Here is a 12,970-nt window from a genome sequence, read left to right as displayed (position 1 = left end):
CGCTTCAGAGATCGATGTCCGCCACCAGTGGCGCGTGGTCCGAAAGATGCGACCAGGGCCGGCGCGGCAGCACCACCGGCGCGTGCACGCCGGCGTTGCGCACGTAGATGCGGTCCAGCGCGAGCACCGGGAAGCGCGAGGGAAACGTCTTCGCGGCCCGGCCGTTGGCGTGCACGAACACTTCGCGCAGCGCGGCGCCTTTTTCCAGCACCTCGTGCGCCCGGCCGCGCCAGTCGTTGAAGTCGCCCGCGACGATCAGCGGCGCATCGGCCGGCACTTCGTCGCGCACGATGTGGCAGAGCAATTCGAGCTGCTGCTGCCGGTGCACTTCGGCCAGCCCCAGGTGCGCGCAGATCACATGCACATCGACCGTGCGGCCCGGCAGGCGCAGCACGCAGTGCAGGAGGCCGCGCTTCTCGGGGCCGCTCACCGACACGTCGTGGTTGCGGAAATGCACGATCGGAAATTTCGACAGCACCGCGTTGCCGTGGTGGCCCTTCGGATACACGGCGTTGCGGCCATAGGCGAACTGCGGCCACATGGTGTCGGCCAGGAATTCGTAGTGCGGCGCCTCCGGCCAGTTGCTCACCTTGCGCGAATGGCGCGAATGCGTGCCCAGCACTTCCTGCAGGAACACCACGTCGGCGCCCACCGTGCGCACGGCATCGCGCAGCTCGGGAAGGATGAACTTGCGGTTCAGCGCGGTGAAGCCCTTGTGGGTGTTCACCGTCATGACCTTGAGCGAGGTCGGTGCGGGCGCTGCATCGGGGATCGGCGAAGAAGACATCGGATGGGTTGTACGTTGCGGCACCGGGCGCGCCTGTAGGAACGCGCCACCTTCTTCCGTGGCGTGCTCCGCGCCTTTCGTTCGTGGGAGGCCGGCTCCTACAGCCAGGCCTGCCGCACCCCGACACGGGCCGCTGCTAGCGCCTCCTACGGTGATTTCAGGGCTGGCCACAAGGCCGCCCAAGGTTCTCCATCCATCACTCTTTCGAGACAAGCAAAGGAACACACCATGAAGCAGCAGACAGCTATTTTTCGAAGTACGGTCCTTGCCGTGCTGATGGCCGCGGCCGGTGGCGCCATGGCCCAGGCCACCTCCATTCCCGCGCAGCCAGATCCGTCCGTGGGCGGACAGGCCAGCACGATGACACCGGCCGGCGTGGCCAATCCGACCCAGCGCCCCGACAACTCGATGCCTGCCTCCCGCGACGCGGTGAAGGCCGAGGCGCGCGTGCAGAACCGCAACAACGCCAACAGCATGGTGCCCAAGGGCGAGGCGACGACCACCGTCAACCACCAGCCCAATGCGATGCCGCGGCCGACCGGGGAACAGTCGCGGGCCGAAGTCAGCCAGCAGGCGCGCAAGGTGAAGCCGCAGTTCGGCGAGAAGGGCGAACGTCCGGCAGTCCCCACCAATCCGACCGACAAGACCGGTACGCCGCAATAAGCGGGCACCGCACCTGAACGAAAAGAGCCCGCAGCGCCTTGTGCGCTGCGGGCTCTTTTTTCAGTGGCCACCGTCACCGGTGGCCGGCTGATCGATCAGCTCTTGGCGGGAGCTGCAGCGCCTTCGTGACCGTGGTCGCGGTGGAAGCGATGGCCGTGGCCGCCGGCATGCACGGTTTCGGCATCGAAGGTCTTCTTCTGGTCGGCCGACAGGGTGGCGTAGAAGGTCTTCGTGGCTTCGGCGCGCTTGGCGAACATCGCGCTGCGCTCGGCCTGGCGGGTCTGCATGCGTTCCAGGCGCTCGGGCGTGGTCAGCTTGGCGAACTCGGCGCGGTCCATGCGCTGCGGACGGGCACCGGCCGGCGGCTGGTTGGCCGTGGTGTAGGTGCTCCATGCGCTTTCCTGGGCGGCGGTCAGCTTGAGCTTGTCCTTCAGCGCGGCCAGGCGCTTGGCACGGTGCTCCTTCATGCGCTCCATGCGCTGGACCGGGTCCATGCGCTTGTGCTGCGCCTTGGGGGCGGCGGTGCTGTCGGCCTGGGCCACGGTGGCGGCAGGTGCCGTGGTGGTGGTCGCGGCCGGCGCTTGAGCGAAGGCACCCGAAGAGGCGAGGGCGGCGGAGCCCAGGAGGCTTGCCCAGACGATGCGTTGGCGAAGAGAAATCATGAGAAGTGCTTCCTTTCGAAGAAGCCCGCCACCGATGGGCAGCAGGTGAAGGGAAGTGTGGAAGACCTCTGTATCGCCTCCGTTAGCCAGGCGTGAGCTTGCGTAAAGAATGATGAACAGGGCGGTGGGTCATCGCGCATCCACGTGATTCATTTGGGCCGCGGACGCTTCAGGCCGCGATCGGGCGGCTGCAGCGTGCCCGCGCGCAACTCGCCGACCGCCCGGGCGACGGCGCGCGCCACGTTGCGCACCTCTTCCTGCACATCGGCATCGGCGTCGAGCGCATCGTGGCTGGTGGCGTAGGGCTCGTAGTAGCCGATGTAGCGGTCCAGGCGCGCCTGCGTGCCGGCATCGACCAGGCCCATCCAGTCGAGCCAGTCGGTGAGGTTGCGGCGCAGGCTTTCGGTGCCGGCCACGTCGCCGTGCACCACCACGCCGTAGACGCGGCCCTCCAGGTGCTTGGGATAGCCCCAGCCCTCGAGTTCCAGCGCCTTGGCTTCCTCGGGTTTCTTGCCATGGGTGCTGGTGGGATCGGGATTGCCGCCGTCGGCGCACACGAGCCGGTCGATCATCAGCTTCAACGGGCTGGTGGCCTGGTACCAGTGCGTGGGCGTGAGCAGGATCACGCCGTGCGCGGCGACCCAGCGTTCGTAGATCTCGTTCATCCAGTCGCCGGTCTGGCGCAGCGAATGGTTGGGATAGCAGCTGCAGGGCCAGTGGCACAGCGGCATGGCGGTGGAGACGCAACCCTTGCAGGGATGGATCTGCCGGCCGTATTCGGAGGTGACAAGGCTCAGGTCGAGCACGTCGGTTTCGACGCCGCTGCCTTCGAGCACTTCGCGTGCCAGTTCGGTGAGCCGCCATGTCTTGGAGATCTCGCCGGGGCAGGTGCCGTCGTTGCGCGGGGAGCCGTTGACCAGCAGCACGCGCGAGCGCGTCTGCGGCTGGCCCCAGGCCGCCTGCGCGGCGTCGATGCGCGCCCTGGCTGCCAGCCAGTCGACTGAAAGGTCGTAGTCGGGATCTGCATACCCTGGCCCCGCCTTGCGCGTGACGGGCGCCTTGCGGCCTTCCTGGTAGGCCTCCCACGCGATCAGTTCGATGCGCTGGAGCGACTCGGCCTCGGCCTTGAAAGCCGGGTCCTGGAAGGGCTGCATGAAGCGGTCATGAAACTGGGCGCGCTGCAGCGTCTCGGGCGCCTGTCCTTTGCGGATCGTGGGGGGCATGGCCGCAATCTATGCGGCCGTGCGCTGGCGCAGAACCACGTGCGATGCCGACTTGCGGTAGGCCCGCGACTACAGCTGGACATTCAGCCGAGCTGGCCGTTCTGAAAGTCGTGCACGGCCTGCTTCACTTCTTCCTGCGTGTTCATCACGAACGGGCCGTATTGCGCGATGGGTTCGTGCAGCGGCCGGCCGGCAATGAGCAACGCGCGCGCCGGGCTGTGATTGGTGGCGCCGGCACGCAGCACCACGCCGTCGCTGCCGGCGTCGTTGGCGAGGATCGCCATGCGGCGCGTCGGCACTTCGCTCCCCGCGATCCAGAGCGACTCGCGGAACACGTAGACCAGCACGTTATGGTCCGCGGGCAGCGGCTGCGCGAACTCGGCGCCCGGCGGCAGCGTGATGTCCAGGTAGAGCGGCTCGGTGTGCGCACGCAGCACCGCGCCTTCGATGCCGTGGCTGGTGCCGGCGATCACGCGCACGTGCACGCCTTCGGCGGTGGTGTATTCGGGAATCTCCTCGCTCTGGATGTCGCGATACCAGGGCTCGCGCATCTTGTCCTTGGCTGGCAGGTTGAGCCAGAGCTGGAAGCCTTCCATGAGGCCCTCTTCCTGCTCGGGCAGTTCACTGTGCACGAGGCCGCGGCCGGCGGTCATCCACTGCACGCCGCCGTTCTCGAGCAGCCCTTCGTGGCCCGCGCTGTCGCGGTGGCGCATGCGGCCCGCGATCATGTAGGTGACGGTTTCGAAACCGCGGTGCGGATGGTTCGGAAAGCCGCCGATGTAGTCGCCGGGGTTGTCGCTGCCGAAGGCATCGAGCATCAGGTAGGGGTCGAGCCGTTTCTGCAGCGGCTGCTGCAGCACGCGGGTGAGTTTGACGCCGTCGCCATCGCTGGTGGAGACACCGGCCACGATGTGGTCGAGGCCGCGGGGCGCGACAACGGGTTCGATGGGGTGGTTGGCGTTCTTCTTCATGCGGCCCATGGTGTCACTAACCTCCCGACCGCGCCACCGGTGGGGGTGAGGTCTTCGTGTCAGCCGGCACGCAGGGGGCGAGCCCTTATCCAGGCCACTGCTGCCGTTGCCAGTAGCGGTACTGCCAGTGGGTCTGGAAGCCGGCGCGTCGGTAGAGCGACAGCGCCGGATGGTTCTGCGCATCGACCTGCAGGAACACGCGTTCGAAGCCCTGCGCCAACGCCGCCTGTGCGAGCCCCGCCAGCACACGCCCTGCCAGCCCCCGGCCGCGGTGCGCCTTGTCGGTGCGCATGCCATGCACGCTGGCCCAGCCATGTCCGAAAGCCATGGCGCCTGCGGCCACGGTGCGTCCGTTTTCCCGCACGCTCGCATAGAGCGAGCCCTTGGCGCGGGCCAGCGAGCGCACCCGATGGGCGCCGTCCACTGGATCGAAACCTTCGCCGAGAAACAGTGCGGCCCAGGCATCGTCGGGCGTGCGGTCGACATCGGCCATCGAACCGGCGCCGTTTGCCACCTGCCGCATCTGCCGCACCGTTCCGATCTGCACGCAGGTGGGGTTGTCCTGCACGTAGTGGCGCCGCTCCAGCTCGGCGCGCAAGCCGTCGAAGCAGTCGGCATCGGCCAGCCGAAGCGCGGGCGCGGCCTGGCGGCTGTCGTAGCGGTCTTCGATGCGATCCAGCGTGGCGGCGTCCACCGCGCTGCGATGCAGGGGAACCGCCGACTTGGCGCGCTTGACGGTGCCGCCGTCGAAAGGCAGCAGCCAGCCGTCCAGTTCCTCGGACGCCTCGGGCGACACCGCGGCGACGGTGGCGCGTTCGATGGCTTCGATGTCGGGAATGCTCTGAGCTGCGCTCATGGTGTGTTGGCCTCCGGTGCGGTGTACTTGGCAGCCGCCACGCTCTTGAGCAGCGTTTCGCGCTGGTTGCGGCTGATGCCGCGCACGCTTTCTGCAACCCACTTGGTGCGATCGGGGTCGATGCGCCCGTCGCGCCGCCATTGTTCGAGCACGGCCTGCGGCTTGTGCAGCATCGCGGCGAGCCACACGGCCTGCGCAGGCTCCAGCGTGCGGGCGCTGCGCTTGAAGTAGCGCCGCGCCGCCGCCTCGGCGCCGCAGATGTTGCCGCCCCAGGGGGCGCTGTCCAGGTAGAGCTGCAGGATGCGCGCCTTGCCCAGCGTCTGCTCCATCTCGACCGCATAGAGCATCTCGCGCAGCTTGCGCTCGGCCGTGCGGTCGCTGCCGGTCACCAGCAGCTTGGCCAGTTGCTGCGTGAGCGTGCTGCCGCCGCGCTTGGTCTGGCCTTCCTTCTGGTTGTTGTCGATCGACGCGAGGATCTCGGTGATGTCGTAGCCCGCATGCGTGAAGAAGCGCTGGTCTTCGGCCGCGATGACGGCGCGTGCGAGCCAGCTGTCGTTGGCCAGCTTGGCGGACGGGCCGCAGCTGGTGCGCGCGCCGAGCATCGCCTCGGTGCCGAGCCCCTCGACGGTGAACTGGTTGATGGCGGGCTGCACCGCGAAAGTGGCTTCGGGCAGCACCAGCTGTGCGCTCAAGGCGAGCATGCCGCCGATGCGCGCGCGCTGCAGTTCGGGCAGCGTGGGCACGAGTACCGCGTACCAGCGCGCGATGGGCGCGTCCTGGAACTTGGCGCTCAGATGCAGGTTTTTCGGGGCGAGGCGGCCTTCCCATGTGCCCTGGAGCACGTCTGTTTCGGTGGTCCGGGGCGTGGCTTCGAAAGTGCCGGTCAGCGTGTTGCCGTCGCGCCGCACAGTGGCGACCAGGCGTTCGACCTTGATCGGCTGCGTGCCGAGCGCCGGCACCTCGACGCTGCAGGGCTCGCAACGCAGCTCCTGCAGGCCGGTCGCGTCTTTCCAGCTGAAGCGCACGGTGCCGAAACGGGTGTCCAGCGAATGACCATCGAGCCGCGGCGCGAACCACGGCGACGTGGCCAGCCGCATGGCCGTCGGCACGCCGATCTCGAAATCGAGCGGACCGGCCTTCACCGAGGTGCTCCACTCGCCCGCCGCCGGTGCCAGCGCGAATTTCACTATCAAAAAGATAGCTACAAGCGCTGTCAACACAAGGGCCAGCAGCCCGAAAAGCACAAATCGCAAGATCTTCTTCACAAACACACTCTCACATCGGTCTCGCCACCGTGACGGCTTGCCACGGACCGGTCGACTGTCCGCTGGCCGCCGACCAATACCAGGCTGAAGTGTCGGTGAAAGCCGTGCCTTGGGCATCGACGATGCGCTCGCAAACGCGGATCTTTTGCGCGCCGTGCCGTTGCGCAACAAAACAGCGCCACAAACGCGCCTGCGCGTCGCGTTCCAGCCGCGCCTGTTCGATGCGGTAACCGAGCGCGCGGTAGCAGTCCGCGGCCGGATGGAGCAAGCGGGTGGGCTGTTTCACCTCGCGCATCACGAGGGTCTGGGTGCCGTCGGTCATGCGGCCGATGGCGCCGGGGAAGCGGTCGGCGAAGCGCTGCTCGACTTCGCTCAATGCGAGCGGCCGCAACGGAACGCCGTCCCATTGGCTGGGCCATTCGTGCGACATGGCCGTCTCGGCGGGTGCATCCGGCGCGCGCAGCGCCGCCGCTGTCGACCACAGCATGCACAGCAGCATCGCCAGCGCGAAGGCGCTCTTGTGGCCGATGCGGTTGATGAAATGGTTGGCAAACCAGCGTTCAAAGAACGGTGTCGACATGGCGGCCTCCTTGCATGGTGATCAGGCCCGGGACGGGATGTTCGGCAGGCTCCGGAACGGCGCGGGCGGGCACCATCAGCCGCGCAATGCAGCCGCACACGGCCGCCAGCACGACCAGCCCCAGCGCGTTGTGCGCCCACGGCGCCAACGCATGGCCCGCGCCCTCGAAAGCGATCAGCACGCTGTTGCGCACGATGTTGCCGCCCAGCACCAGCAGCCCGACCATCGGCAGGCGCCGCACGAAGGCCTTGTCGCTGCGGCGCGCCCACAGCGCGACGGCGCATGCAGTGAAGTAGCCCAGCCACACCATCTGCACACCGGAGCACGGCGCATCGACGATGACCAGGTGGCCGTCCACCATCAGGCTCGTGCCTTCGCGCGCCACGTCGAAGCCCGGCGCGAGCAGCCAGCGGCTGGCCTCGGCGGTCACCACGCGCAGCGGATAACCCGCATAGAACTGCAGCGACGAGAGCAGCGGCAGCGCGAGCACCGTAAGGCCCACCACCGGCAATGCGGCCACGCGCCTCGGCAAGAAAGCCAGGAGCCCGCAGGCCAATGCAAGCACCGCCACCAATCCGGCCGCCAGCGGCGGCAGCGCGGGCACCACGCCGAGCCCCGAGCGCAGCAGCGTGGCGAGCACGGTGCCAGCGCCTGCCAGCGCCAGCCAACCCAGCCGCGGAGAAGCGCGCAGCTCGCGCCGGCATTGCCACGCCAGTGCAGCCAATGCGACCAGCGCCACCAGGCCCAATGGATCGTCCGAGCCGTCGCGCATGCGCTGGACCATCCATGCCCAGGTCGGCGTCAGCGCGGCGAACTGCAGCGCGAGCCAGCCGGCAGCCGGCGTGCGGTCGATGTGAATGCCCCAGTCCACGATGCGCGGATGACGGTGGGCGAGCGTTGCCAGAGACATTTTTCTTCTCGCTTGTCAGGAGGTGAATCGGCGCGCGTCGTTGCGGCGCGCGCGGCGGCGCAGCATGGCCAGCATCGAGAGCACGACGGCGATGGCGCCGAGCGTTTCGGGTTCGGGCGTGCTGGGCACCTCTGCGCCCAGCGCCAAGTCGCTCACGCCTTGTGGCATCGGCAGCGGCTGGTTCACATCGACGCTGTTCTGCGGCGCCGCGTTGCGCACCACCTTGTCGACGGCGATGAAGCTCGTGTACTGCGTGAGCAGGCTGTACTTCAGGCCGAGATCGGTGATGCGTTCCTTGAAGGCCGCGCTGCCTTCGAGCGCTTCCTGGTCGCTCAGGCTCTGGATGCGATGGCGGGCCCACAGCGTGCGCAGGGCGGCGGTTTCCAGGCGGGTGCGGTCGTCGATGCGCACTTCCTGGCGGTACGGGCCGCTGGCGCTCTGGCCTTCGATGATCACGCGTCCCTTGGGCTGGCCGCGCCACTTGCCGAACACGATCACCGGGCGTTCGCCGAGCACGTCGGGCAGGGCCTGCGGTTCCACGTCGTACACGTCGAGGCCGCCGAAGGTGGCCTTCACGCTGGTGAGCACCGGCGACTCCACCATGCGGCGAAAGCGCGCGGCCTGCTCGGGCGCCTGCACCGGGTCGGTGATGATGAAGGGCTCGCCCATGCCGGCGCGCGCAATGCCTTCCATCAGGCTGCGGTTCACCGAAGAGCCGATGCCGAAGGCGAACACGTTGGCCTTGGAGAGGTTGCTGCGCACCAGGTCGAAGGCCTCGCGCTCGACCGTCACGTAGCCGTCGGTCACCACGACCACGGTGCGCGACACCTTCTCTTCCTTGGGCTCGGCGTAGACGCGCTTGAGGGCGGGGATCAGCTCGGTGCTGCCGCTGCCGCTGTAGTTCTTGATCGTCGCGAGCGCCTGCTCGATGTTGGCGCGCGTGGCCGGCACGGACTTCGGCGAGAGCATCTTGTTGCTGCCCGAGAACAGCAGCACGTTGAAGGTGTCGCTCGGGCGCAGGCCTCCGATCAGGCGTTCGAGCACGGTCTTGGCGGTGTCCAGCGGAAAGCCGTGCATCGAACCCGAGATGTCGACCACGAAGATGTAGTCGCGCGGCGAAATCGCGCTGGCGGCCACGGCCTTGGGGGGCTCGACCATGGCGAGGAAGAAGTTCTCGGCGTTCTCGCCTTGGCCTTTGTAGAGCATCAGGCCCGACTCGATCTTCTCGCCCGCCAGGCGGTAGTCGAGCACGAAGTCGCGGTTGTCGGCAGGACGGCCATCGGCCGTGAGCGTGATGTCGGCGTGCTGGTCTTCTTCGCTCTTCTTCACATCGATCGCGTGGGTGGTCGAGCGCACTTCCTTCAGGCCCATCGGCGTGTCGATGGTGGCCTTGAGCTTGAAGCTGGTGCTCGGCGCGGCGCCTGCGTGCAGCGTGGGTTGTGCAACCCACTTGGCTTGCGCGTTCTCCGATTGCGGGCTGTTGTAGCGCGGGCCGACCACGGTCGGGAACACGAACTCGTAGTTGCCCGACTGCGGCACCAAGAGCTCGGTGTAGCGCAGCTCCACCTTCACATCGTCGCCCGGCAGGATGTTCGCGACGTTCATCTGGAATACGTTGGGCAAATGCTGCTCGAGCAGTGCGGCGGTCTTGCCTTCTTTCTTGGCGGTGTCGTATTCGATCTGCGCCTGCTGCTTCTCGCGGATCTGTGCGGTGATGAGGCGATCAGCCAGCCGGACATTGAGGCCACTGACGGCGGCCTTGGTCGAACCGGGGAATACGTATTTGGCTTCGATGGCGCGCTGGCCTTCGTTGCGGTAGGTCTGCGTGACCGTGACATCGGCGATCACGCCCGAGATCTTCACGGCGACTTCCGTGCCCTTGAGCGGCAGGCGGTCGACCGAAGGGTCGTCGCTCTTGACGAAGAAATACGGGCTTTCCGTCTTCAGCCGCGGGCCAGTGGGTGCTTCCTGCGCATGCACCGGGCGCAGGCCCATGGCGATGAAGCCCGCGGTCGCCAGGCTCACGGTGGCGAGCCAGAGCCAGCGGCCGGGACGTGGGGTGGTGGTGGCATCCATGGCGGGGGTCCTTGTCCGTGCGAACTTGCACAGCCGCAACTTTCGGTGCCGCACGAGAAGGCAGTTGGAAGGCTCTTTGAAGTTGCCGGCCACGGGCACCGCGCTGTGTGAAGCCTGTGTGAAGTGGCACCGACCGGGTGCTTCACACAACCTTCGGGTCGCGCGGAGAGCATCGCCGCTTCGTACAGACGAGGAGAAAACCATGCTTCAGTTGTTGAAGGCGCTTCAGACGTCGGTGCTGGCCAAGGTGGCCGGCCTGTTCTTCCTGGTGCTGCTGCTTTGCATTCCGCTGGCGGAAATCGATTCGATCAACCGTGAACGCGGTGAAAGCCAGCGCGAAGCGGCCCAGGAGCTCGCCGACACCTATGCAAGCCGCCAGACCATGGTCGGTCCGCTGTTGCTGGTGCCGTATGTCGAACGCTGGATGGAGCCGCTGCGCGACGCGCAGGGCAAGGTGATCGGCCAGGCGCAGCGCAGCAAGGAAATGGCCCATGTGGTGTTTCCCGACAAGCTGCACATCGAGGGCTCGATGACGCCGCAGGAGCGCTATCGCGGCATCTTCAAGATACCGTTCTACACGCTCAACGCCACGCTCACAGGCGGCTTCACTGCCTTCGATCCCAAGGCCGTGTCGCACAGCGAAACCGATTCGAAGATCGAATTCAAGGCGCCTTTCATCGCCTTCAACGTGAGCGACCTGCGTGGCCTCGACGGCTCCCCGGCGCTGGTGATGGGCGGCGAGTCCCTGCGCTTCAGGCAGCGTGTGCCGGGCATTGCCGACGACGCCTGGTTCGCCGATGGCATCCATGCGCCGGTCACCGGCGCCGCGCTCGCTGCATGGCAGGCCAACACGCCGCTGAACTTCGAGATGAAGCTCGGCCTGGTCGGCCAGGACACGCTCGCGATCGCGCCCATCGCCGAGGAAACCACCGCGCACCTCACCTCGCCCTGGGCGCATCCGAGTTTCGGTGGCCGCTTTCTCGCTGCGCAACGCAACGTGACACCGCAGGGCTTCGATGCGCACTGGCGCGTGTCGTCGCTGGTGACTTCGGCGCGCGAGCAGGTGCGCGCCGGCCTTTCCTCCGGCCGCGGCGACGGCGATGCAGCTGCCGCGGTTGCCGTCGCTGCAACAACGGCGAGCGCCCGTCCGCCACGCAACCTTGGCACGCTCCAGACCTTCGACGTGTCGCTTGCGCAACCGATCAACGTCTATTCGATGAGCACGCGCGCCGGCAAGTACGGCATGCTTTTCATCGGCCTGGTGCTGATGGCGGCCTTCATGTTCGAGCTCTTCCGCAAGTTGCGCCTGCACCCGATCCAGTACGGCCTGGTCGGTCTCTCGATCGCGCTGTTCTTCCTGCTGCTGCTCGCGCTGTCGGAGAAGTTCGCGTTCTGGATCGCCTATGCCAGCGCGGCCGGCGCGAGCGTTGCATTGCTCGCGGTGTACTTCAGCGCAGTACTCGGCGGATGGCGGCGCGGCCTGTCGTTCGGCGCGTTCGTCGCACTGCTGTACGGCGCGCTCTACGGGCTGCTGGCGTCCGAGAGCAATGCGCTGCTGCTCGGCGCGCTGCTGATCTTCGGCATGCTGGCCACGCTGATGCTGGTGACGCGCAAGGTGGACTGGTATGCGCTGTCGCGACGCACCGACCCCGCTGCAACCGCCGCGACGGCCGTGCAAGGCGCATGAAGCTTCTGCGGTTCGCACTTGGCACGTTGGGCTGGCTGGCCCTGGCAGCACTGTGGTTCTGGGCCTGGCACCTGAAGGACCCGCATCTGCGCTTCATGCGTGCATGGGAATTGCCGATGTTGCTGGGCGCACTGGGTCTTGCCGCGACGACTGCGTGGCGCTTCGGGCGCCGCGCGCTGCGACCCGTGTCGCTCGGCCTGGTGTTCGCGGCGTTGCTCACCGCCCTCGGCAACGAAGCAGCGAGCCTGCAGCATCGCACCGAGGTGTCGGCGTCCTCGGGCCCCATGGCGCAACTGCTCGGCGCGCATTTCATGATCGGCTACGACGATGCAAAGGACCTGCACGTACTCGCACGCAAGGGATTGATCGGCGGCGTGTTCATCACGGGCCGCAACGTGAAGGGACGCACCGCCGCCGATCTGCGCAAGGAGATCGACGACTTGCAGGCGCTGCGCCGCGAAGCCGGCTTGCCTGCGTTGATCGTTGCGACAGACCAGGAGGGCGGCGCCGTGTCCCGCCTCTCGCCCTTGGTCGAGCGCCAGCCCGGCCTCTCCACATTGCTCGATGCCGACGTGCCCGAAGCCGAACTCGCGCAGCGTGCGCATGCATATGGCGCGCAACAAGGCCGGGCACTCGCTGCGCTTGGCATCACGCTCAACTTCAGCCCCGTGGTCGATCTGCGCACCGGCCGCGCGCCGGCCCGATGGGACCTCCACACCCGCATCGACGAACGCGCCATCTCGGCCGACCCCGCACTCACTGCGCAGGTGGCGCTCGCTTACGAGCAAGGCCTCGAATCGGCTGGCGTGCGCGGCACCCTCAAGCATTTTCCCGGACTCGCCGGCGTGACCGAAGACACGCACCACTTCGCCGCGACGCTGCGCACGCCCGTCGCCCGACTTGCAACACATGACTGGAAGCCGTTTCAAGACGTGTCGAAAAACTCGAGCGCCGCGATCATGCTCGGCCATGTGGTCGTTCCCGAGCTCGATGCGGTCCATCCGGCCTCTTTCTCGCGCAAAATCGTGCAGCAGCTGATTCGCGGCGAGTGGGGCTACCAGGGCCTGCTCGTCACAGACGATCTGACGATGGGCGCGGCCTACAACCGCGGGCTGTGCGACACCACGGTCCGCGCCCTCGATGCCGGTGTGGACCTGTTGTTGATCGCCTTCGACCACGACAAGTATTTCGACGCCATGCATTGCGCGCAGCAGGCCGCGCAGCGCGGCGCACTCGACCTGCCGATGCTGGAACGCAGCGGCGTCCGCCGGCTCCAACCCTTTCGCTAGC

The 12,970-nt window shown here is 67.4% G+C and carries 12 protein-coding genes; 3 read left to right on the top strand and 9 right to left on the bottom strand.

Annotated elements, in window-relative coordinates:
- Positions 1 to 4 precede the first annotated feature (4 nt).
- Entirely contained in the window at positions 5 to 787 is a 783-nt protein-coding gene (locus tag M2282_RS11240) for an endonuclease/exonuclease/phosphatase family protein (protein WP_280808873.1), read from the bottom strand.
- A gap of 228 nt (positions 788 to 1,015) precedes the next feature.
- On the opposite strand from M2282_RS11240, the gene M2282_RS11235 reads away from it, so the two are divergent.
- Positions 1,016 to 1,450 carry a serine/threonine protein kinase gene (locus M2282_RS11235; RefSeq protein WP_280808872.1) on the top strand — a complete coding sequence of 145 codons (435 nt, stop codon included), beginning with the start codon at positions 1,016 to 1,018 and terminating at the stop codon, positions 1,448 to 1,450.
- A gap of 95 nt (positions 1,451 to 1,545) precedes the next feature.
- Here M2282_RS11235 and M2282_RS11230 read toward each other — a convergent pair whose 3' ends face one another.
- The 8 genes from M2282_RS11230 to M2282_RS11195 form a co-directional block, all read right to left on the bottom strand.
- Positions 1,546 to 2,112 carry a Spy/CpxP family protein refolding chaperone gene (locus M2282_RS11230; RefSeq protein ID WP_280808871.1) on the bottom strand — a complete coding sequence of 189 codons (567 nt, stop codon included), beginning with the start codon at positions 2,110 to 2,112 and terminating at the stop codon, positions 1,546 to 1,548.
- Between the two features lie 149 nt (positions 2,113 to 2,261).
- Positions 2,262 to 3,335, bottom strand: coding sequence for a flavodoxin family protein (locus tag M2282_RS11225; protein ID WP_280808870.1), 1,074 nt, complete (start codon positions 3,333 to 3,335; stop codon positions 2,262 to 2,264).
- 83 nt (positions 3,336 to 3,418) lie between these two features.
- On the bottom strand, positions 3,419 to 4,315 hold the full coding sequence (locus M2282_RS11220) for a pirin family protein (protein WP_280808869.1): 897 nt from the start codon (positions 4,313 to 4,315) through the stop codon (positions 3,419 to 3,421).
- A 76-nt stretch (positions 4,316 to 4,391) separates the two neighbouring features.
- Positions 4,392 to 5,162: a GNAT family N-acetyltransferase gene (locus M2282_RS11215; RefSeq protein ID WP_280808868.1), complete on the bottom strand. Its 771-nt coding sequence runs from the start codon at positions 5,160 to 5,162 to the stop codon at positions 4,392 to 4,394.
- Entirely contained in the window at positions 5,159 to 6,349 is a 1,191-nt protein-coding gene (locus M2282_RS11210; protein ID WP_280808867.1) for a biosynthetic peptidoglycan transglycosylase, read from the bottom strand. The genes M2282_RS11215 and M2282_RS11210 overlap by 4 nt, the downstream gene beginning before the upstream one ends.
- Positions 6,350 to 6,437: 88 nt before the next feature.
- Positions 6,438 to 7,007 carry a hypothetical protein gene (locus tag M2282_RS11205; RefSeq protein WP_280808866.1) on the bottom strand — a complete coding sequence of 190 codons (570 nt, stop codon included), beginning with the start codon at positions 7,005 to 7,007 and terminating at the stop codon, positions 6,438 to 6,440.
- Positions 6,988 to 7,917, bottom strand: a complete 930-nt coding sequence (gene xrtQ, locus M2282_RS11200) for an exosortase Q (RefSeq protein WP_280808865.1) — start codon at positions 7,915 to 7,917, stop codon at positions 6,988 to 6,990. Before xrtQ ends, M2282_RS11205 begins: the two co-directional genes overlap by 20 nt.
- A 15-nt stretch (positions 7,918 to 7,932) precedes the next feature.
- On the bottom strand, positions 7,933 to 9,993 hold the full coding sequence (locus M2282_RS11195) for a VIT and vWA domain-containing protein (RefSeq protein ID WP_280808864.1): 2,061 nt from the start codon (positions 9,991 to 9,993) through the stop codon (positions 7,933 to 7,935).
- Between the two features lie 202 nt (positions 9,994 to 10,195).
- Between M2282_RS11195 and creD the strand changes: the two genes are divergently transcribed.
- Together creD and M2282_RS11185 are read left to right on the top strand one after the other, a co-directional pair.
- Entirely contained in the window at positions 10,196 to 11,680 is a 1,485-nt protein-coding gene (creD, locus tag M2282_RS11190) for a cell envelope integrity protein CreD (protein WP_280808863.1), read from the top strand.
- Positions 11,677 to 12,969 (top strand): glycoside hydrolase family 3 N-terminal domain-containing protein, encoded by a 1,293-nt coding sequence (locus tag M2282_RS11185; RefSeq protein WP_280808862.1) that lies wholly within the window; start codon positions 11,677 to 11,679, stop codon positions 12,967 to 12,969. Before creD ends, M2282_RS11185 begins: the two co-directional genes overlap by 4 nt.
- Position 12,970: the final 1 nt, after the last annotated feature.

The sequence above is a fragment of the Variovorax boronicumulans genome, assembly GCF_029892485.1.
GTDB classification, from domain to species: domain Bacteria; phylum Pseudomonadota; class Gammaproteobacteria; order Burkholderiales; family Burkholderiaceae_C; genus Variovorax; species Variovorax boronicumulans_B.
This window is presented reverse-complemented; position numbering and strand designations above follow the sequence as displayed.